This window comes from Colwellia sp. BRX10-9 (genome assembly GCF_014077405.1).
Taxonomy (GTDB): domain Bacteria; phylum Pseudomonadota; class Gammaproteobacteria; order Enterobacterales; family Alteromonadaceae; genus Colwellia_A.
The window spans coordinates 87,066-108,431 of sequence record NZ_JACGVV010000002.1 but is presented as its reverse complement, the minus strand read 5'-3'; the positions used below and the strand labels follow the sequence as shown (position 1 = coordinate 108,431).

Here is a 21,366-nt window from a genome sequence, read left to right as displayed (position 1 = left end):
ATATAGTTAGAACTCTAATAATATCAACTCAAAACATAATTAAACACCAAGGGATACTTAATATGAAATTCACTAAGTTGCATTATGCTGTGCTTACAGCACTAGCTGCATCGAGCGCTCTCTCTGCTGAAGAAGTCACAAAGCAACAAAAAGCAACGATAGAAGTTATTGAAGTTACTGCAACTAAACGCACAGAGTCTATTCAAGATGTTCCTGTTACCGTTACCGCCTTAACGGGTGCTAGTTTAGAAAAACTTGGGGTGTCAAATTTTGACGAATATGTAGAATTTTTACCTAATGTTGTTTTTCAGGGCACTGGCCCTGGACAAAATGAAATATATATCCGTGGTGCAGCTACCGCACAAACAAACATATCTGTCTCGTCAGTACAGGCATTGCAACCGTCAGTTGCTTTTTACTTAGACGAACAACCCGTTTCCATGCAAGGACGTAACTTAGATGTTTACGCGACTGATGTTGAACGTATAGAAGTTTTACCTGGGCCACAAGGCACACTCTTTGGTGCTAGCTCGCAATCGGGCACAGTTCGCTTGATTACCAAAAAACCAAACCATGATGGTTTTTCTGCCGGTTTTGATACCAGCACAAGTACCACAAAAGGTGGGGACTTAAGTAATTCTGTTGAAGCTTATTTCAATATGTCTTTAACAGATTCACTTGCTGTTCGTGTTGCTACTTACAATGATCACCAAGGCGGTTGGATAGATAATATTCGCAATGTCCCTGGTCAAGGTGGTTACAACGGTAGTGCAGTAGTTATTGATAGAATTTCAGCTAATTTTGCTAAACTAGCTGATCCAGAAAATACTCCAACTACCGCACCACAAAACGATGCTTTAGTAGAAGACGACTTTAACACTGCTAATTATGCTGGTGCACGTTTTGGTGCCTCATACTTGATCAATGACGAATGGAACCTTTTAGTTCAACACACTCAACAGTCTCTCGATACTGAAGGTGTGTTTTCTTATGATCCAAATCTTGAAGGTCAAACATCAACAAACCGTTTTGTACCAGAAAATAATAATGATGATTTTGGTTTAACCACCTGGACACTAGAAGGTCGCCTTGAGCAACTTGATATCGTTTATACTGGTGGTTACTTAGACAGAGATATTAATTCAACGATTGATTACACCGGTTATACCAATGGTGGTCAATTTTCAGCTTATTATGTTTGTAACTATGCAAGTGCACCTGAAGCACAAGAGTGTCTTGACCCAACTAAGTATTACAAAGAAGAAACTAGTACCTCTCGTATGACTCATGAGCTACGTTTCAATACGCCTGCTGATAAAGACTGGCGTGTTACGGCTGGTGTTTTTTATGACACGCAAGAAGTATCATCAGTGGGTCAATTTAAAATAGCCAATACTGAACTTTTTCCTGATTTACAAAGAACTCTTGTTGGTAGTGAAGGTATTAACAGTAATGGTGGGCCTTTCCCTGCTGAAGTCAGCTTTGTTAATGATGTTACCCACACGATAGATCAAGTCGCGGTATTTGGTCAGTTTGCTTATGACATAACCGACACAGTTACCGCAAGTTTTGGTGCCCGTTGGTATCAAATTGATGACATTTATAAAGGGTCGACAACAACCGCTGATGTTAGTGGTCGATTACGTGCCTTTGGTGACGGAAGTGACGCTGCCTTAAACGAATTTTTTGGTGAAGAAGAAGCAACGGCCATTAAAGAAGCTATTGCTAGCGGTCAGTTAGACACAAGTTTACTTGATAATAGTGGTAAATTAACCGTAGATGATACGATTATCAAAGCCTCTGTTGATTGGAAAGTAACGGACGATGTGATGGTCTTTGCCTCATATTCAGAAGGTTTTAGACCGCCGGTTACTAACCGTGTAGGTGGTGGTTCTGCTGCAAACCAAGAAGGCGCTTTTGAAGGCTTCCGTATACCCGTATACTCAACTACCGATAGCTTAGATAACATTGAAGTTGGTTTTAAATCAACCTTATTTGACCAATCACTACGCTTTAATGCCACAGCTTATTATTCAAAAATATCTGATCTACAGACCTCACGCTATGACCCAACCAATATCAGTTTCTTAGTATTTACTGATAACGTAGGTGATGCAGAGATCAAAGGTATTGATGGTGATTTTAGCTGGGTAGTGACTGACAACTTAGTTATCTCGGGCGCGTTCAGCTTAATTGATACTGAATTAACATCAGTTAATGACGTACTTGATGGCATTGCACCAAGTGTTGGTAGTAGATTACCTTATTCAGCTAAATTTTCAGGCAACCTACAAGCAGAATATTACTATAATATCTCTGGCGATTTAACCGGTTATATTAACGGTTCAATCAGTTATACCGGCGAAAGACTTGCGGGTATGGCGATGGATGCTTACATGGTCGAAGATGCGACTAATTTAGTTTATGGCACAGGTTCAGGTTTAAGTATTCAAAAAGAAGCTGATGTCTATAAAGGTGTTAACTATCAAAGTAGTAACGGAGAAACCTTTGCCGGTGGCCGTTACATTCAAGATAGTTACATTTTGGCCAACTTAAGCTTTGGTGTGACTAACGACGAATGGAAAGCAGAATTTTTTATCGATAACTTAACTGATAAAAGTGCCATTCTATACGTAGATACACAACAATATACGCCAAAAGTTGTTTCTAACAGACCTCGTACTGTAGGTTTTAGATTCTCGTATGATTTTTATTAAGCGTTAATGTTAATTAACTTTTAACTAAAAACTAAATAAAGCCGCTTGAACTTTGTATCAAGCGGCTTTTTATTGATAGAGTATCTCATCAGAGCAAGACCACTTGTTAAACTGCCTTGGAGCAAAATCGTTGAACAACACAACTGTCCCCCCGATTGAAACACACTTAAAATCGATTCAAACCTTAATCCAAACGGCAAAATTTAGCGAAGCGATTGCACAAAGTAAAGCACTGCAACAACAAGTCACCGAACAGCAAGACCACATTGAATTATGGTATTTAATGGCTATTGCCCAGCGCTATAGCAAAGAGTTTACCCAAGCACTCACCAGTATTAACGCGTTACTTAAACTTGATGCCCTGCACAGCCGAGCAAATCAAGAACAAGGTTATACGCATTTAGCCTTAAACAAGGTTAAGCAAGCTAAATTATCCTTTGAAAAGGCCGTACAACTTAATCCAAGTTTAGTGGGTAGTTGGCATGAGCTAATTCAACTTTATCGACAAGACAGTCAACAAGAACAAGTGCAAAAGGCAGCTAACCATCTCGAAAAATTGAAAAAATTACCGCCGGCATTACTGGCAGTTACCGAATTAATGTATGAAGGGAAATTATTAAAGGCAGAGCAAATTTGTCGACATTTTTTACAGAACAACAAGCGTCATGTCGATGGCATGTGCCTACTTGCTGAAATAGGTATGGAGCTAAAAGTTTATGACGATGCTGAATTTTTGCTGGCTAGCGCCCTTGAATTAGCCCCTGATCATATTCATGCACGCTCTCAATATCTAAACCTTCTTATCCGTTTAGGAAAATATAAAGCCGCAGAGCAGCAGGTTGAAATATTACTACTGACACAACCAGACAATCTTAGCTATAAGATCGCCAAAGCCAATACGTTGACCGGCTTAGGTAAAATAGAACAAGCTATAACTTTGTTTGAGCAAGCCATCAGACAAGATAGCAAGATCCCCGGTTTCTATTTACAACTTGGTCATGCGCTAAAAGCTCAAGGCGATATCAAAAAAGCGGTTACTGCTTACCAAAAAGCTTATCAATTAAACCCCAGCTACGGTGATGCATTTTGGAGTTTAGCCAATACGAAAACCTACCGCTTTAGTGATGAAGAAATCACCAAAATGCAACACCAGCGTACGGATGAGAATTTGGCGATAACCGACAAAGTGCAATTACATTTTGCTACTGGTAAAGCCTTTGAAGACAGAGAAGACTATCAGCAAGCCTTTGAAGCTTATCAGCAAGGTAATGAATTACAGCATGCTAGCAATGGCTTTGACATTAATAAAATAGAACAACAAGTCGCTGAACAAATAAAATACTGTACCCACGAGTTATTTGAAGTTCGTCGCAATTTAGGCCTTAACTCACCTGATCCTATTTTTATTGTGGGTTTACCCCGTGCAGGTTCAACCCTGCTTGAACAAATACTGGCTTCACACAGTCAAGTTGATGGCACGATGGAACTGCACAACATTTTAGGCTTAGCGTCGAGGTTACGCGGGCGCGAGAATAATAAAAATGAGCAGGAAAGCCATAAAGAAAGCCAATACCCCAAAAATTTAGCTGAAATTAATCCGACATATTTTAAACGCTTCGGTCAACAATTTATTGATGAAACACGTGTCTATCGTGAACAGGCACCCCTTTTTATTGACAAAATGCCCAACAATTTTTTACACATAGGTTTGATTAAATTAATACTGCCAAACGCGAAAATTATTGATGCAAGACGCCAACCAATGGCTTGTTGCTTTAGTGGTTTTAAGCAATTATTTGCCGAAGGACAAGATTTTAGTTACCGCCTTGAAGACATTGGCCGTTACTACCAGGCTTATCTGAAATTAATGTCTCATTGGCAGCAAGTACTGCCGGGATTTGTTTTAACGGTTAATCACGAAGATGTTGTTGATGACTTAGAAAAGCAGGTCAGAAGAATACTTGATTTTTGTGGCTTAAGCTTTGAACAATCTTGTGTTGATTTTCATAAAACCAAACGCACCATTAAAACGCCAAGCTCTGAGCAAGTCCGTCAGCCGATTTATAAAAGTGCTACCGAGCAATGGCGTCACTTTGAACCTTACTTAGCACCATTAAAAAAAGTATTAAACATCGAATAAACGGTTGTTATTAAGAGATTAGTAAATATTTAAAACCATTATACAAACTGTTATAGTGAACAAATAAACAGCGAAATAACACCTTCGCTAAAAAGGATTTTGTGAGAATAAGCTAAAATGAACCACTTTGATAACGAAAAATTTCATCAACCTCATGTCATTTCATTATTTGCATTAGTAGGTATGTCGATAACGGCTGTTATGGGAATTGTTGGTCTTTTTAACAAAAACTTTGTTTTAGCGATATCATTATTCATCGCCAGCTTGATTTATTTCATCGGTTATTATGCCCACAAAAAATTTAACAACATTAAATTAAGTTCTGCAATTATTCTGTATTCTTTATATATATTAATGTTTTACCTTATATATACTGGTGGCGTTGAGAATACAGGTCCACTATGGATATTTATTGTTGCTCCTGTCTCAGTATTTGTTCATGGCCTAAAACGTGGTCTGATAGAGATTATGTTCTTTGTAATAATATCTATTGCAATCATGAGTATACCTACGGAAATCATTCCTCATACTGCCTACAGTACTGAATTTAAATTACGCTTATTATACTCTTTTTTAACCGTGACTTTTCTTTCTGCTCTATATGAATATTCAAGAGATCAATCTTATCAGCACACCTTAAAACTAAGTGAAAAATATCAACGCTTGGCGCATTTAGATCCCCTAACCCAATTATCTAATCGCCGTGCTGCGCTTACTCTGTTAAAACGAGAACAAGCACGTGTCATTCGAAGTAAAGAATCTTTATCTATTATTTTATGTGACATTGACCACTTTAAAAAAATTAATGATAAGTACGGTCATAATGCGGGTGATGCAGTATTAATTGAGTTGGCAAAAATATTTACCAATGGTATGAGGGAGCAAGACTGTATTGCTCGTTGGGGTGGAGAAGAGTTTTTATTTATTTTACCGCAAACCCAAGCCAAAAGTGCCCATGTTTTAGCAGAAAAAATCCAAGAAAAACTCCAACACCATATTGTTCATTATGAAGGCCATGATATTAATGTCAGGATGAGTATGGGCATTGAGCAATTCAAAGACAACCAAACCATTGATGAAATGATCAACTGTGCAGATAAGCAGCTTTACCAAGCGAAAAATGCTGGCAGAAATCAAATTTTTCCAAAGTTTTAAATTTGCTGTTTTATCACAAGATAATCAAAGGATTATCGCGCCTGCTCAACATAACTTAAAATCGAAATATGCCCATCATACAATGTATTTAGTACAAGCCTCGTAAAGCTCTTGTAGCTGTACAGGTTTACTTAGCACGCGATCAAAGCCTATCTCTTTGTATAACTCAACATCTTCACTCATAACATTTGCCGTTATCGCAACGATCGGAATATTAGAGCTTGCTCTAATAATTTTACAGGCTTCAACACCATCCATTACCGGCATTTGAATATCCATAAAGATAACCTTAGGATGATGAGTTTTAAACAGCTCGATACATTCAGCGCCGTTTTTCGCCATTAATATATTGGCACTGGTTGGCGCCATTAACTTATTAAATATGGTGCGATTAATAGCAGTATCCTCAGCAAGTAAAATAGTGATGTTTTTTAATTGCGGTGTCGCCAAAAGTGCTTTTTCTTTCAATATTTTCTGTTTATTTGTTCGAGTCAAAGGTAAAGAAATAACGAAACAACTCCCTTCACCTAGCTTGCTTTGTACCTCTATATTACCCCCCATCATTTTAGCTAAATTCAAAGCGATATTAACACCTAAACCGGTGCCACCGTATTTTCTGGTCGTCGACTTATCCGCTTGTTCAAAACGGTCAAAAATACTGTTCAATGCATATTCAGACATGCCTATGCCCGTGTCGATCACCTTAATAACGACTTCTTGTGAGCCACTAATATTAATATTTACGCTACCTTGATGAGTAAACTTAAGTGCATTAGAGATAATATTAATCAAGACCTGCTTTACTCTCGTTAAATCACCTAGCCAATATTGATGAAAATGATCATCAAAATTCAATGCTAATGTGATTGAGTTTTCGACCGCTATCGGTTTAAATTCATTATAAAGATTGTTGAGCAGTTCCTTTAAGTCAAAAGAATTGGCCTCAAACTCTACTTTGCCTGCCTCAATTTTAGAAAAATCCAAAATATCATTCAAAATGGTTAACAAGCTTTTACAAGATGACAATCCGGTTAAAATAATCTCATGTGATTCTTCATTGTCGACAGAGTTTTGTAAAATCTGCAGCGAGCCAAAGATACCATTCATTGGAGTACGTATTTCGTGACTCATGTTTGCTAGAAACTGTGATTTATAATTACTTACCCTTTCTAATTCTGACGCTTTTTGTTCAATTTCTTGATATGAACGTTCAAGTTCCAAGGTACGTTTTTTTACTTGAAATTCCAAATATTGTTGATTATCAAGCTGAGTAAAAATTAGCACCAAAAGTTGAGTCAAGGTTTCTATATATGAGTGATCAGCCAAAGATAGTGGGGTTTCTTTTAATAAGCCTAGTGTGACGACACCCAATAGCTGGTTTTTTGACATTAAGGGAACAACAAGCTCAGACGACATCTCATTTCTCACCATAAAGGCCTTTGCTGCTAACGCTTGATATTTTACAGGCAGTTGATCAGTGGTCTCTTCACTACATTTAATAAAATGAAGTAATGAATGGCCTTTTATCACTTCAGCGCTTAATTGATAATTTACATGAGTAAATTCATTGGCACTTTTAGTGATCCGATTCAAATAAGTAATCGTTAACTGACTAGATTGCAAGGTGTCGACACCTTTGTGTAAAAACTGTACATACTGCTTAAATAACGCTTCTTTGTCATTTACCTGCATCATTTCTTGGGCACTTAACAGTAATTGTTCTAGGTAATTATTTGCATGATTAAGTGCAAAGGCACTTGCTTTTATCTCTTGAAGTGAACCGTTAAGGCGAAAAGCCATTTGATTAAAACTATCGGCAAGTACATGTAATTCATTTCGTTTAGGAGAGTCTATTTTCAACTTAAAGTCGTCTAAATCATCAACATTTAATTTTTCTACGCCATGGCTAAATTCTTCAAGGGGTTTAATTAACATGGGTCTTACTAGCCAAAGAAATATCCCCCAAAGCGCCAGCGTTTTAATAATTGAGTTAATAATAATTAGCGTAAAGCCGGTACTTAACTTACTCAGTATGACATCTCTATCTGAATAGAATACGCCAACACCCACTAATGAATTTTCGTCTTCACGACGATATTCAATATCAAAATAATGATCGATTAAAAAATCAACCGCAATGATTTCGTTAGAAGCAAGATGAACGTCACTTGTTCGTTGAGCAATAATATTATTGTTTGTATCAAATATCTGCACCGATGTTATCGAAGGCAGTTTAATAACGCCATCGATGATGGTGTTTATGCGGTCTTCGTCAAGATCCCACAGAGCATCAGATAAAGGCTGTTCGTAAGTGGATTGATAAAGCACGAGATCATTTTTAATCATTTGTTTTACATTGAAATATTCTATTGTCATATGTGTCAAAGTGACAACAATCGCGACAATAATATAAATAGAAAAAACACCACGTAGTAGAGTAAAACCAATGGAATGATTAATTGAAATTTTATTTTTTTTCACTCGAATTAACCTGTTATTTTATTTGTTATTTGGCACGATGGTGAAATCCAAGACTGCCAAAGCTGTTGATTGTCTGCCAGCCATTGTGTTGCTGCTTCTTGATAGGTCGATTTGTTTACATCTACTTCGTACGCCAACTTAGCTAACATTGCGTTACTAAAGTTAATTTTAGTGAGTGTTTCGAATGCGCACGGCCATTTTATTGGCATTTCATGCCAAGCGACTTTTTTTAACCAACCATCGGTAGGATTTCCGCAATCGTGCAAAAAATTCTTATTTGCGCCCCATTCAGGTTTTGTTTCACAGTCAGAGTGGTAGCGTGGAAACTCAACAAATTGACCTTTATATTTTGCTTCAATCCAATTAGGTGTCCAATTAAATAACACTATGGGTTGCTTATTACGTATCGCTTTATCGAGTATTTCCCAAAGCTCATCACTATTGTTAGCAGTAACTACTTTAAATTTAAGGTCTAGTGCTCTTATTTTCGCCCCATCGGGTTTCTCCCAAGGTCCTCCAAGATAGCGTCCCCTCGGTGAGGTTTCTTTAGTTTCAAATAAGTGCGCACAACTATTTAGCGCCCGCCAAGAGGGTAAACCCGGACAGAGGTCCAGCACATAATCAGGGAACCACCATTCTTCACGCGTTGTCGCATCATGAGAACCTGCATCGATAATGCCACCTTCATCTATCATGCGGGTATACATTTTCTCCATGGTGCCTTGCCACACTTCCATTTGTACATGTGCTAAACCACGTTGCAGTGCCCCCCATTGAGCACCTGTGGTTTTTTTTGAAAAAATAACAGAGTAGCCCATGCCCTCAAATAATTCTGCTGTAATATGAGATAACACCAACTGACTTGTCCAATCGTTTAAGACAATTTTTATCGGTTCGTCATTACGAAGGGTCTGCGCTTGTGGGGAAGTAAACGTCAGTAGGTTAAAAATAATGAATAACAACAGTATAAGTTTTTTCTTGCTATACATGTGAGCCCTAGAGTTTTGTTTTGTTTCAATATTGCACTAACTATAGACAGGTTTTCAATAAATCATAGACAATAATTATGTGAAAACCTGACTTTTAGCGCTGATAACAACACAATCTGTCTTTGGTCGTAGATATTTGATTGTTTGCCGATTTTACTTTTGTGTAATGGGCCATATCAAGCTAATCTAGGATCACACAAAAATAGGATAGTACTTATGAAACAGTCGATGATAATCAACGGAAAAGCCCATGAAATTACGGTAGATGGTGATATGCCACTTTTATGGTTTCTTCGAGACAACTTGGAGTTCACTGGCACCAAATTCGGCTGTGGTAGTGGTTTGTGTGGTGCTTGTACCGTTCACGTTGATGGCCAAGCCATACGTTCATGTATTACTCCAGTAAGTACCTTGGTTGATAAAAAAATTACCACCATTGAAGGACTATCCGAAAAGGGTGACCACCCGTTACAAAAAGCTTGGTTAAATAATAATGTTCCCCAATGTGGATATTGTCAGGCCGGACAAATTATGAATGCGGCGAGCTTGTTAGCGGTTAATGCTTCCCCCACTGAAGCTGAAATTGATACGGCAATGCAAGGTAATATTTGTCGTTGCGGTACCTACCAACGCATTAAAAAAGCCATCGTTGAAGCTGCTGACACGTTAAGTAAGGAGGTTTAGTATGACCATTTCAAACGTAAGCCGTCGTAATTTTTTAAAAACAGCCGGTCTAGCCACCGGTGGTTTAGTGATAAGTGTTGCTTTACCGATGAATGCCTTAGCAGAAAAGGGCATTATCAAAGACAGTGGTGATGGACTTAACGCTTTTATTCACCTGGCTGAAAATGGCGATACTATTATCTATTGTGGCCGCTGCGAAATGGGCCAAGGTATTAGTACTGCCCTGCCTTCTGCTGTCGCTGATGAAATGGAAGCTGATTGGCAGCGTGTTACGGTAAAGCAAGGTGACGCCGACGAAAAATATGGTCCGCAAGCAACAGGTGGCTCAGCGAGTATCCGCGTAATGTACCAGCCTATGCGTGAAGCTGGAGCGACAGCAAAAGCGATGTTAATTGCCGCAGCAGCAAAAGTGTGGAAAACCTCTCCTGAAAACTGCTTTGCTCAAGCACATTTTGTTATTAATAAAACTAATCAACAAAAACTCGCTTATGGTGAATTAGCAAGTATTGCTGCCAATATGCCGATACCTGAAAAACCTGTGCTTAAAAAGAAAAGTGATTTTAATTACATAGGTAAAGAATTACCTCGTCATGATCAGGCAGCAGTGGTGGTCGGTAAACGTATTTATGGTGTCGATACTAAACTACCCGGCTTAAAATATGCGGCCATGATCCATTGTCCTGTTTTAGGCGGCGCCTTAAAAAGCCTTGATAAAACCGAGGTTTTGAAAATGAAAGGTGTTATTGACGTTATCGAAATTCCACGTTTTAACATCCCGTTTGGTTCTATTGGCGGTGTTGCCGTAGTGGCTGACAATAGCTGGACGGCACAACAAGCGGTGAAAAAGTTAAAAATAACTTGGGATTTAGGCGAAAATGCTATTTACGACACCAAAGAATATAAACAGCAACTGGTTAAAAATGTTGAAAAACCAGCAACGTTAGCCGCTGAACGTGGTGATATTGAAAAAGCGTTTGGCGCAGCAAAACATAAAATGTCAGCCACTTATACCGGAGGACATCTTTCACATGCACCGATGGAGCCTAATGCGAGTGTCGTATGGGTGCAAAAAGACTCCTGTGAAGTATGGGCGTCAACACAAAGCCCTGCCGATATTCAAAAAGTATTAGGGCAATACTTAACACGCGAGCCAAAAGATATCGTGGTGCATGTAGCAATGGCCGGTGGTGCTTTTGGTCGTAAATTTAAGTGTGACTACGTTCATGAAGCCGCTGTTATTTCAGAAAAGACTGGTGTGCCAATTCAGCTAACGTGGACCCGCGAAGAAGATATGCGTACGGGCTATTATCACTCGATAAATGCCCAACACATTGAAGCATCTATGGACGACCAAGGAAACGTGACCGGTTGGTTACATCGCGCCGCCTTTCCGTCAATATCAACCTTATTTGACCCTTCGTTAGTTAGAACACCGGCGAATAGTTTAGAAGATATTACTAATCATTTATTTGGTATTGAGAATTGTCGTGTCGAATCAGGCGATGCCAAAGCTCATACGCGTATTGGTTGGTACCGGGCAGTTTATGCTATTTTCTATGGTTTTGCTTTTAGTACCTTTGCCGACGAATTAGCGTACAAAGCAAATAAAGATCCTTTGTCTTTTGTTAATCAACTTTTTGATAACAATAAAAATAAAGAACAGCAAGCAAACGTCAAACGAGCTAAAGATATTCTCGCCATTGCTGCTGAGAAATCAGGCTGGGAGAACCGTAAATCACTACCAAAAGGCCAAGCTATTGGTTTAGCGGTGCACTATAGTTTTCAAAGCTTTGTTGCCATGGCAGTACATGTTGAAGTCAACGGTGATGATATTAAAGTATTAAATGTAGACTGTGCGATAGATTGTGGCCAAGTACTTAACCTTGATGGCGCAACAGCGCAAATGGAAGGCGCCGTTGTTATGGGCATGTCATTAGCATTAAGCACCGAGATAACCTTTAGAGAAGGTGCCGTGGTTAATTCAAATTTTCATGATTACCCCGTTATGCGTATTACCGATATGCCAAATGTTAGGGTTCATATTCCTGATTCAGATGAAAGCCCAACAGGATTAGGCGAACCCGGTGTTGCTCCTTTTGCACCCGCATTAAGCAATGCTGTCTTTGCCGCTTCAGGTAAGCGCTATAGAGATTTACCTTTTAAACCGATGTCAGTGTAAGGATTAAATGAACGTTTTATTGTTAATTTTTTTATATTGTTGTAGCAATTTCGAGCAACAACACGTATTGCTCAGCAAGGACTTTTTCCTATGAGCAATCATTTATCGCACTTATTAGCGCAATGGTACCCGCATCGAGATAACGCTGATTGGGTACTTGCTACTATTTACCAGACCGAAGGCCCGTGTTACCGAAAACCCGGAGCTATGATGTTATTTAGTAGCCAAGGTGATCAATTAGGTATGCTAAGTGGTGGCTGTTTAGAGTCAGATATCGGTGTTAATGCCAGAAAAGTTATGCAAACAAACAAGTCAATGTTGGTTTGCTATGATGGAACTGACGAAGATGATTTATCTTTTCATCTGGGTATTGGTTGTGGCGGCACGATTTATATAATGTTGCAGCAAGTCCATGCCGCTAATGCCTATTTATCATTGGCGCAAGTTTACGACGCACTTAAGCATCGTATTTCTGGCTACCTTTATCAAAGTATTGTCGAGCAAGGCAATGATGCGCAAGCTTATTTCGAAGCGAAAAAAGTCACGAATATAGCGGCAACAGCGACATTAATTCCCTCCCCCTTAAATAACGATGACAAAACAAACTGGTTAGCAACCCCGATTGTACCCGAACCTCATCTGCTTGTTGTTGGCGGAGGTATTGACGCACGTCCGCTGGTCAATATGGCTGAACAGTTAGGTTGGAAAGTATCGTTGTGGGATCCACGTCCCGCCAATGCTCGAAAAGAATATTTTTCAAATGTTAGCCATATTATAAAAGGCGAAGCCGAAGTACTGACCACCTTTGCTGCAGAAAAAGATGTTAACGCCGCCATATTGATGAGCCATAATGTCTCGATTGATGCCGCGGCGTTAAAGGCTTTAGCTAACACCAATATTCAATATTTAGCTTTGCTTGGTCCAAACAATAGAAAACAGCAAGTTATTACTCAGGCTGAAGTTGTCGAGCAATCTTTATCGTTTACATTCGCTGGCCCTGCGGGTCTTGAAATCGGTGGAACCTTGCCTGAGAGCATAGCCTTATCGATACTTGCCGAGTGCCATGCCAGCCTATTTAACAAAAGTGCTCAGTCGATTAGCCATGTACTTTAGTCGTCGCCATCGAACAATAACACCATGAAACGCCCTGATTATAACTTGAAAATAGTGCTACTGGCGGCAGGTAAAAGTGAACGCTTTAACGGTATTAAGGTACTCGCAAAAGTACAGCGACAAGAAACGTCAATAACTTTACTCGAGCATGCTTTACAACAACTGTCTTTGGCACTTAATACACTGAATATCAGTAACAAAAATATTCGTGTCGCCACAGGGCGTTATCATCAACAAATAAGCGAATTATTAGACGACCCCGACCTCTTAGATTATTGCGAAGCCGCACATTTAGGCTTAGGGCATACTATTGCACAGTCTGTTGAACACATGCTAAATGATGCACAGGATGATGAAAGTAGCATCAGCCATATTTTGATAGCATTGGCTGATCAAGTTGCTTTAACTGCAGATGACTATATCGCATTAATAAAACAGTCTTTAGCGTTACCAAACACGTTAGTTTGTGCAAAAGCAGGGCAAGAATTCATGCCACCAGCTATTTTCCCCTCAGTTTATTTTACCGACTTAATGCTCTTAAAGGGTGATAAAGGCGCTAAGTCCGTTTTATATACTAATAAAGAAAACCTTCAAACAGTAAACCTTCCTCATACCGAAAAAGATATCGATACCCAGCAAGATTTGGCTGATTGGTATAGCAATACATAAACGTTCTAATATTTAAAACACAACCTCTTACATTATATAAGCCTAATTTTTCGACAATTTAACGCTTTGCTGTTTTAATAAACTCATCTATTGGTTAGTTTAGAGTAAACCGATTAATTAGCGGGCCAGCCAAAACAGCAGGAAAATTTATGAACGCTTTTATAAAAATAATATCTGCCGCGTTATTTGCAGTTACCGCATCAAGTCAGGCAACTGACCTTACGTTAACCACCGACCAAGGCTTTGAATTAAAAGCGAGTTATTACCCGAGTAATAAAACCAGTGATCGCGCGGTATTGTTATTGCACCAATGTAATTACAATAGAACCATGTATAACGACATCGGCCAGCAATTATCAGACAAGGGCATTCATGCCTTGAGTTTAGATTTCAGAGGCTTTGGTGACAGTGCTAACGATGAATTTAGTGTTGAAAAGGTTCAAGCATTACCAAGAGAATCACGAAGTGCCACTTGGCAAAAGGTGTCTAAACATTGGCCTAGTGATGTTCAACTCGCTTATGACCATTTGAAAAGTAAAATGTCAGACAAAGGTATAGTCGGTGTAGTTGGCGCAAGTTGTGGTGGTTCTCAAGCCATTATTTTAGCAGAAAATAATCCTGTAAATCTCATTGGTTTTTTCTCATCAGGTCAGCCTGATGAAAACATTGCGCGCTATAAAAAGATGCTAGCGGACAAACCTACTCTGATCATCGCTTCAGAAATGGATACCAGCACTTACCTTAGTGCGCAAAAATTATTTACGGCGTCTGAAAGCATGAATAGTAAATTTATTGCTTATAAAGGGTCTGCACATGGTTACCCTTTACTTGACAGTGATACGCAACTAGCCAGTTATATGGTGAGTTGGTTAGATAGTAATTTAGTGAAATAGCTTAAGAATAATTATGACAACAACTTTAAAAAAAATAACGATATTTATCGTTGGAATAACACTGATAGTTGGATGCAGTAACAACACCACAGCTAAAGATTTAACGAGTCAAAGCGTTAAAGAATACACCAAGTGCGTTGTTCATAAAAACAGTATTTGTAAAACTGATTTACACCCAAATAACGAACTTATTGCCACAGGAAGTTCAGGACCTAACGTTGAAATTTGGAATAGATATACCGGCAAAGTATTACAATCGCTTAAACACCCAGAAGGAGTGCCTAGCGTTAAATTTAGTCATGACGGCAAAATCCTCGCTACTGGCAGCTATGATAATAACGTAAGAATTTGGCAAGTTTCCAGCGGAACGTTACTTAATACATTTTCTGGTCATCAGGGCATGGTCGTTAAATTAGCCTTCAGCCCCGATGGAAAAAGCTTAGCCAGTGTAAGCGCTGACGATACCGCCCATCTTTGGAACTTAACGTCTGGTGAATCAAAAACCTTATCGGCACACGAAGGCGATGTATGGGGCGTGGCCTTCACTCCTGATAGTAAATCTCTGTTAACCGGTGGCGAAGATAACATTATTAATGTGTGGAATGCGTTCACTGGTCAGCATGTAAGAGCATTAAAAGAACATAACCAAGCGGTTTTAGATTTAGCCTTTAGTCACAACGGTAAGCTTCTAGCTTCCGGTGGCGATGACTATACGATAAAAATATGGGATACCACTAATTGGCAAGTACTCAATACATTAGAAGACGATTCATATTCTATCTACGACTTAACATTTAGTCATGATGACTCCTTTTTAGTAAGCGGTGGTCGCGACAAAGGCATGTTCAGTGAATTTCTTCAATATCAATGGGCATACGAGACTGATGAAAATGACATTACCGTTCGAATTTGGGATGTTAAAACAGGGAATGTAATACAAAGACTTAATGGCCATAAAAACGATGTTGGTAATGTAAATCTATCGTCTGACAGTAAAGTGTTGATCAGTTCAGGCGCGGATGGAAAAGTTGTGATTTGGGATACAACATCATTGCTAAAACGTTAATGCTAAACGTTATTATTGAGAAGGCAGTGTGATATGAAAATTTTATCACACTGCACAATTATGATTTAGCGATGGACTTAACCTTCAAAATAGAGATTATTTTCGGCTAGGTTCAAAAGCATCGTATCTTGGAAGGTTTTCATCAAGATCTTCCCAGTTTGCTTTTGAAGAGACAAAATTATGCGAGCTGGGTCTTTCTGAAATGTCAGAATCAACTATACCTAAACGAAGTCTCAGCCTTGTTGGGTCTTGCTCATTTGAACTAAAAACAGGCGAACCACATTTTGAACAAAAGTGACGGTTTCTACCAGGCTTGAAGGCAAAGGTTGTTAAAAACGCTTCACCTGAAGTGATCTCAAAATCAGCGGTATTAATAAAACCGTTGGTAGCAAAAGCCGACCCGCTATTCTTTCGACATAATGAACAATGACAGTGAATAATATCACTTATTGCCCCACTAATTTTAAGGTTTATCGTGCCACACAAGCACTGACCTAAATACATATAATCCACCCTTTGATTTGTTTTTATAAGACACAACATTCGCCTTGAGTCTTGGTAATCGTTATAGATTCTATCAATAAGTTGTCATTATTATTATCTAAAAACAAGCAATATAGATAAATGGGCCGTTTTATCCCAAACCCAGTAATTATCTGCTTATTATTACCGATATAAACCACAGATAGGGTTCACCTCCTTATAAATAACACGGCTACAAATAGCGCATTATTCATCGTGCTTTGTTAATGCATAAAAGTGCCCTAATAAAAAAGCACTTAACCTTATCGGCTATTTATATTAAAATTGTTAGCTTAAGCAGCGATTGTCTGCACGTTTTATGCTTTAGGATTTTAATGCGTTTTTTTAAATTATTACTACTTTTCATCTTTATTTCAGGTTGTGCAACGATCACTTATATTGAGCTTGATGACCGTTACGGCTTTTCAAACCCAATTCATCGCAGCAATGTTACGACTATAACGCCACAACAAAGCGAGCTGTTTCATAATCAAGTGCGACCAATTTTAGAAAATCGCTGTATTGTTTGTCATGGCTGTTACGATGCACCTTGCCAATTAAAAATGGAATCTATTGCTGGTATTGAACGAGGCGCCAATAAAACTGTTGTTTATGATGGTGCCCGTTTACAAGCGATCCCGGTAACTAATATCCAAGGTAACCCTAAAACAATTGACCAATGGCGTAGTGAAGAGTTTTATCCCGTTTTAAATGAACGCCAGCAATCACCACAAGCCAACTTAGCCAGCAGCTTGATGTATCAAATGCTACAGCTAAAGCGTAATAATCCCTTACCTGACGAGGTGATTTTATCGAAAGCATTTGATGTTCGTCTAAACCGCCAGCAAGAATGCCCCACCATAGATGAATTCAAACATTATCAAGAAAATAACCCTTTAGGTGGCATGCCTTACGCTTTACCTAATTTACCTGATGATGAATACCAACAATTAACGCTATGGTTAGCTGAAGGTGCAAAAATGCCTGCGCCTACTGCACCAAGTGCGACTGAGCTTGTTATGGTTGAAAAATGGGAGACTTTTTTAAATGGCGACTCTAAAAAAGAACAGCTCGTTGGCCGATATCTTTACGAACACTTATATTTAGCCAATTTATATTTTGACGCTAGCCAGCAAAGCTTTTTTAATATCGTTCGTTCAAAAACACCACCCACACAAGCGGTGCAAATTATTACCACTCGTCGCCCATTTGAAGACCCTAACGTTGAGCGCGTTTATTACCGTTTACAGAAAAAACAAGCCACCGTTTTAGCAAAACGTCATATGCCTTACCGTTTTGATTTAGCGAAACTTACTCGCTATAAAGCGCTGTTTTTTAGCCCCGATTACACGGTAGAGGAACTCCCTGGCTATAAACTAAAATATGCATCAAACCCTTTTATTACCTTTCAGGCATTGCCTCTTGAATCTCGTTATCGTTTTTTGCTTGATGAAGCGCAATTTTCAATTATGAATTTCATTAAAGGACCGGTTTGCCGAGGCCAAATTGCCCTGAATGTTATTGAAGACCAATTCTGGGTGGCTTTTGAGAACCCAGAGAATATTGATATGTTTGGTATTAACAAGTTTTTAGTTGAACACAGCAAACTCTTACAATTTCCAGCAGCAACCAGCAGCAGCGTATTATCGATTCTAGATTGGCGCGAATATGCCAGTCGACAAAAAGAATATGTCGCAGCGAAAAAAGCCTTTATTGAAAGCCTTGATCTTCGAGCTGGCAATATTGACCTTGATTTAATTTGGAGTGGTGAAAATAATCCTAACGCTGCACTGACTATTTTCCGGCATTTTGACAGTGCTTCAGTGGTTAAAGGTTTTGTTGGCAAGCCACCCAAGTCTGCCTGGGTGATTGGTTACCCACTACTTGAGCGCATTCATTACTTATTAGTTGCTGGATTTGATGTTTATGGCGATGTTGGTCATCAATTAAAAACCCGTTTATATATGGACTTTTTACGTATGGAGGGTGAATCAGCTTTTTTAATGTTATTGCCCCAAAAAGTTCGAAAAGAGACCCACGACCTATGGTATCGCGAGACAAGTTCGGATGTTAATGACTATAATTTTTTAGCTAACTTCGCTGATTTGCCCGATTCGGGGATTGAATACCAAACTGACCAACCCCAAGCAGAGTTATACCAACTGCTCAAAGAGCATACCGCAACAACACACAATAATAGTCATCAATTAACGTCGTCAATTAATGACTATAAATTCAAACGCCTGGAAAATTTAACCGGTAAAAGTGTTTCTTTACTACCAGAAGTCAGCTTTGTTGTCGTAAATGATAGCAACACAAGTCAGGTATTTACCCTGTTGAGAAATTCTGCCCATAGTAATGTAGCGCATTTGTTTGCAGAGAAAAAGCGTCGGCTACAAGCAGAAGATACGCTCACCGTAGCCAGAGGCGCCATAGGGACTTACCCGAAAGCGTTTTTTAATATTAGTCAGCAAGAAGTGGCTGAATTTATTGTTGCTATAGAAAATATGAAAACAAAAGATGATTACTTTAATTTGAAAAGTCGTTATGCGGTCAGACGTACCAATACAGACTTTTGGACGTTTTCCGACAAACTACATCAGCAACTAAACAATGATCAAGGTATTGAGTTTGGTTTATTAGATTACAATCGTTTGGAAAATAAGTAATAGCACTGAAAAAAAGGCAAAAAAAAGGCGTTTCTTGAGACCAAGAAACGCTTTATAAAAACATAAACACTAAGGGAAATAAACTCTCGTATAATAAGAGCCCCTATTGCCTGATAAGTTCAAATTAATTTAAATAAATTATTTATTTATTTCAGCGTGAAATCAAAAATAATTTCATAGCCCTCTTCACTGTATATTCCTCGACGATAACGCCATTTTGATAACGCTTTTCTAGCAGAGATATTAAGCTCGCGATTAACACTCGACTCGACAGTGCTAATATTTAAAACTTCACCTTGTGGCGAAATACTATAAGCCAGCTTTACGGTACCTGATTGTTGGGCTCTAATTGCGTCAACCGAATATTTTGGTTGCTCTTGATAGAGTGGCACCAAAGATAACGTGGGTGGTTTAATATCGGCGGTCACTGAAACAGTGACAACATCAATAGGCAGTGAAACAATTAACATCTCCGGTCGATTATTAGCTCCAAGAGCAACTTCATTCTCAGATTGAGCAGGAACAACATAGGGTTGTTTGGGTGCTAATGGCGGTATAACAACCGCAATAAATTTATCTTCTGGGGTTATTTCTTGATATTCAACAACACTTAGCTTTGTTGGCGATTTTGGCGCTGTTTGGAGGTTCGCTTGCTTAGAAAAATGACTTATCACGGCTAAAATACTAAAGGAAGCCACGCCTCCTAAAAATAAGATGCTCAATAACTGCATTAGGGTATATCGCGATTTTTTACTTTTTTGCAAAGCTGACAAGTGAATTTCTGGTGCGATGACTTGTTGCTTTCTTTGTTGATAAAGTGAGGCGATCTCTTCATCACAGGATGGGTGTTTCATGATTTATCTTCCAATAAATTTTTAATATAAGTTCTGGCATAACGCAAACGGCTTTTAATCGTTTCAAAGCTTTCACCGGTTAATTCGGCAATTTGCTCAAGTGAAAAACCTTCTTGTTGAAAAATAAAAGCTTCTCGCTGGTAAAAAGGCAATAAGGTAATCGCTCGATTAAAAAGGGCTAATCTATCGATATACTCAAATTGTTGCTCTAGTGAGTGATTATTGGTCTGCGACAATAGTTGTATATCTGTGGCCGCCCCCTGCTCATCAAGGGATTGTGTTTGCCAACGATTTTGCCTTCTTAATTCATCAATTAAGGTATTTCTAGCAATGGTAAACAACCAACTTTTAACATTACTGTGTGCTGGATGGCTCGCTTTAATGTTCATCACCTTTAACCACATCGACTGAATAATATCTTCAGCGGTTTCTTTATCAGACTGGCTCAGTAAATAATGATAAATTGGCTGATTAAATTGCTTCACCAGCAAAGTAAAATATTTATCTTTGCTGGTGGCAATATAACGCGTTATTAATATTTCAGGGCTGATAGTTGGATTAAACCAACCCTTAACCATAGAAGGTAACTTCAAAGGCGCATCCTAACTTTGTTGGTCCATAGAAAAATCTAATTGTACGGTACGACCCTTTTGATAGACCGCAGCTCCATCAACCGATTTTGCCTGATATTTCCATTTTCTTAAAGCATGTCTAGCCGCTTTATCAAAAATACGTTTTGGCTGAGCGTCAATCACTGAGATATTAACAACTTTACCGACTTCATTAATATCAAAAGCTAATTGCACCCAGCCTTCAGTTCCTTTTCTCATGGCTTCTATTGGGTATTTAGGATTAACACGCACGATGGGGCGAGCCTCATTATTATTCATCCCTTGGTATTGCTTAAAGCCAGTACTCCCTCCCGTCATTGAGATTGGAGCTGATTGGTAGGATAAATTGTGCGTGTCACTTGCAACATCAATCGTCACAACATTTCTTGGCATAGGCTCTGGTGGTGCTGGTGGTTCAAGCTTTACCTTATCGATTTCAATAACTTTTGAATCTTCAGGTAATTGTGCCACTTCAACAATAACATCGGTTAATGGCTTGGTAATATTTATACTGTCGCTACTGATTAAATACGCCATAAAAGCAAATAAACTAAAAGTAATAATAACTGCCAAGCTGATATAAGATAATAATTTAGCCATAGTAATTCCTTTATTTAACAAACA

General features: G+C 38.8%; 16 protein-coding genes. 10 read left to right on the top strand and 6 right to left on the bottom strand.

Annotated features, from left to right (window positions below):
* The first annotated feature begins 62 nt into the window (after nucleotides 1–62).
* The 3 genes from H4J69_RS01760 to H4J69_RS01750 all read left to right on the top strand — a co-directional run bounded on the left by H4J69_RS01760 (nucleotide 63) and on the right by H4J69_RS01750 (nucleotide 6,012).
* Nucleotides 63–2,717: a TonB-dependent receptor gene (locus H4J69_RS01760; protein ID WP_182230588.1), complete on the top strand. Its 2,655-nt coding sequence runs from the start codon at nucleotides 63–65 to the stop codon at nucleotides 2,715–2,717.
* A 130-nt stretch (nucleotides 2,718–2,847) separates the two neighbouring features.
* Nucleotides 2,848–4,857 (top strand): tetratricopeptide repeat-containing sulfotransferase family protein, encoded by a 2,010-nt coding sequence (locus H4J69_RS01755; RefSeq protein WP_182245114.1) that lies wholly within the window; start codon nucleotides 2,848–2,850, stop codon nucleotides 4,855–4,857.
* A 117-nt stretch (nucleotides 4,858–4,974) separates the two neighbouring features.
* Nucleotides 4,975–6,012 (top strand): GGDEF domain-containing protein, encoded by a 1,038-nt coding sequence (locus H4J69_RS01750; RefSeq protein WP_259366358.1) that lies wholly within the window; start codon nucleotides 4,975–4,977, stop codon nucleotides 6,010–6,012.
* 75 nt (nucleotides 6,013–6,087) lie between these two features.
* On the opposite strand, the gene H4J69_RS01745 is transcribed toward H4J69_RS01750, so the two are convergent.
* Entirely contained in the window at nucleotides 6,088–8,493 is a 2,406-nt protein-coding gene (locus tag H4J69_RS01745; protein ID WP_182251916.1) for an ATP-binding protein, read from the bottom strand.
* A gap of 5 nt (nucleotides 8,494–8,498) precedes the next feature.
* A complete protein-coding gene (locus tag H4J69_RS01740; protein ID WP_182245018.1) occupies nucleotides 8,499–9,482 on the bottom strand; it encodes an ABC transporter substrate-binding protein in 984 nt (327 codons plus the stop codon).
* Between the two features lie 216 nt (nucleotides 9,483–9,698).
* On the opposite strand from H4J69_RS01740, the gene H4J69_RS01735 reads away from it, so the two are divergent.
* The 6 genes from H4J69_RS01735 to H4J69_RS01710 all read left to right on the top strand — a co-directional run bounded on the left by H4J69_RS01735 (nucleotide 9,699) and on the right by H4J69_RS01710 (nucleotide 16,086).
* Nucleotides 9,699–10,166 carry a (2Fe-2S)-binding protein gene (locus H4J69_RS01735; protein WP_259364808.1) on the top strand — a complete coding sequence of 156 codons (468 nt, stop codon included), beginning with the start codon at nucleotides 9,699–9,701 and terminating at the stop codon, nucleotides 10,164–10,166.
* A 1-nt stretch (nucleotide 10,167) separates the two neighbouring features.
* Entirely contained in the window at nucleotides 10,168–12,345 is a 2,178-nt protein-coding gene (locus H4J69_RS01730) for a xanthine dehydrogenase family protein molybdopterin-binding subunit (RefSeq protein ID WP_182245017.1), read from the top strand.
* Nucleotides 12,346–12,435: 90 nt separating this feature from the next.
* Entirely contained in the window at nucleotides 12,436–13,458 is a 1,023-nt protein-coding gene (locus H4J69_RS01725; protein ID WP_182245016.1) for an XdhC family protein, read from the top strand.
* A gap of 24 nt (nucleotides 13,459–13,482) precedes the next feature.
* Complete coding sequence (locus H4J69_RS01720) at nucleotides 13,483–14,127, top strand: NTP transferase domain-containing protein (protein WP_182245015.1); 645 nt, start codon at nucleotides 13,483–13,485, stop codon at nucleotides 14,125–14,127.
* Nucleotides 14,128–14,276: 149 nt separating this feature from the next.
* Entirely contained in the window at nucleotides 14,277–15,020 is a 744-nt protein-coding gene (locus H4J69_RS01715; protein ID WP_182245014.1) for a S9 family peptidase, read from the top strand.
* Between the two features lie 13 nt (nucleotides 15,021–15,033).
* Nucleotides 15,034–16,086, top strand: a complete 1,053-nt coding sequence (locus tag H4J69_RS01710) for a WD40 repeat domain-containing protein (RefSeq protein WP_182245013.1) — start codon at nucleotides 15,034–15,036, stop codon at nucleotides 16,084–16,086.
* 96 nt (nucleotides 16,087–16,182) lie between these two features.
* On the opposite strand, the gene H4J69_RS01705 is transcribed toward H4J69_RS01710, so the two are convergent.
* Nucleotides 16,183–16,590, bottom strand: a complete 408-nt coding sequence (locus H4J69_RS01705) for a GFA family protein (RefSeq protein WP_182245012.1) — start codon at nucleotides 16,588–16,590, stop codon at nucleotides 16,183–16,185.
* Nucleotides 16,591–16,943: 353 nt separating this feature from the next.
* Here H4J69_RS01705 and H4J69_RS01700 point away from each other — a divergent pair, with 353 nt between their 5' ends.
* Complete coding sequence (locus tag H4J69_RS01700; protein ID WP_182245011.1) at nucleotides 16,944–19,277, top strand: fatty acid cis/trans isomerase; 2,334 nt, start codon at nucleotides 16,944–16,946, stop codon at nucleotides 19,275–19,277.
* Between the two features lie 146 nt (nucleotides 19,278–19,423).
* Here the strand turns inward: H4J69_RS01700 and H4J69_RS01695 are convergent, their stop codons facing one another.
* The 3 genes from H4J69_RS01695 to H4J69_RS01685 are packed head-to-tail and all read right to left on the bottom strand — an operon-like array spanning nucleotide 19,424 to nucleotide 21,342.
* Entirely contained in the window at nucleotides 19,424–20,131 is a 708-nt protein-coding gene (locus tag H4J69_RS01695; RefSeq protein WP_182245010.1) for an energy transducer TonB, read from the bottom strand.
* Nucleotides 20,128–20,724 carry a sigma-70 family RNA polymerase sigma factor gene (locus H4J69_RS01690; protein WP_182215361.1) on the bottom strand — a complete coding sequence of 199 codons (597 nt, stop codon included), beginning with the start codon at nucleotides 20,722–20,724 and terminating at the stop codon, nucleotides 20,128–20,130. The genes H4J69_RS01695 and H4J69_RS01690 overlap by 4 nt, the downstream gene beginning before the upstream one ends.
* Before the next feature lie 9 nt (nucleotides 20,725–20,733).
* Entirely contained in the window at nucleotides 20,734–21,342 is a 609-nt protein-coding gene (locus tag H4J69_RS01685; RefSeq protein WP_182245009.1) for an energy transducer TonB, read from the bottom strand.
* Between the last annotated feature and the right edge of the window lie 24 nt (nucleotides 21,343–21,366).

What these genes read in the sequence shown, in the direction of transcription:
- H4J69_RS01725 (WP_182245016.1), top strand. Translation starts at nt 12,436, where the DNA reads ATGAGCAATCATTTATCGCACTTATTAGCGCAATGGTACCCGCATCGA.
- H4J69_RS01730 (WP_182245017.1), top strand. Translation starts at nt 10,168, where the DNA reads ATGACCATTTCAAACGTAAGCCGTCGTAATTTTTTAAAAACAGCCGGT.
- H4J69_RS01715 (WP_182245014.1), top strand. Translation starts at nt 14,277, where the DNA reads ATGAACGCTTTTATAAAAATAATATCTGCCGCGTTATTTGCAGTTACC.
- H4J69_RS01750 (WP_259366358.1), top strand. Translation starts at nt 4,975, where the DNA reads ATGAACCACTTTGATAACGAAAAATTTCATCAACCTCATGTCATTTCA.
- H4J69_RS01695 (WP_182245010.1), bottom strand. Translation starts at nt 20,131, where the DNA reads ATGAAACACCCATCCTGTGATGAAGAGATCGCCTCACTTTATCAACAA.
- H4J69_RS01740 (WP_182245018.1), bottom strand. Translation starts at nt 9,482, where the DNA reads ATGTATAGCAAGAAAAAACTTATACTGTTGTTATTCATTATTTTTAAC.
- H4J69_RS01720 (WP_182245015.1), top strand. Translation starts at nt 13,483, where the DNA reads ATGAAACGCCCTGATTATAACTTGAAAATAGTGCTACTGGCGGCAGGT.
- H4J69_RS01710 (WP_182245013.1), top strand. Translation starts at nt 15,034, where the DNA reads ATGACAACAACTTTAAAAAAAATAACGATATTTATCGTTGGAATAACA.
- H4J69_RS01705 (WP_182245012.1), bottom strand. Translation starts at nt 16,590, where the DNA reads ATGTATTTAGGTCAGTGCTTGTGTGGCACGATAAACCTTAAAATTAGT.
- H4J69_RS01700 (WP_182245011.1), top strand. Translation starts at nt 16,944, where the DNA reads ATGCGTTTTTTTAAATTATTACTACTTTTCATCTTTATTTCAGGTTGT.
- H4J69_RS01685 (WP_182245009.1), bottom strand. Translation starts at nt 21,342, where the DNA reads ATGGCTAAATTATTATCTTATATCAGCTTGGCAGTTATTATTACTTTT.
- H4J69_RS01760 (WP_182230588.1), top strand. Translation starts at nt 63, where the DNA reads ATGAAATTCACTAAGTTGCATTATGCTGTGCTTACAGCACTAGCTGCA.
- H4J69_RS01735 (WP_259364808.1), top strand. Translation starts at nt 9,699, where the DNA reads ATGAAACAGTCGATGATAATCAACGGAAAAGCCCATGAAATTACGGTA.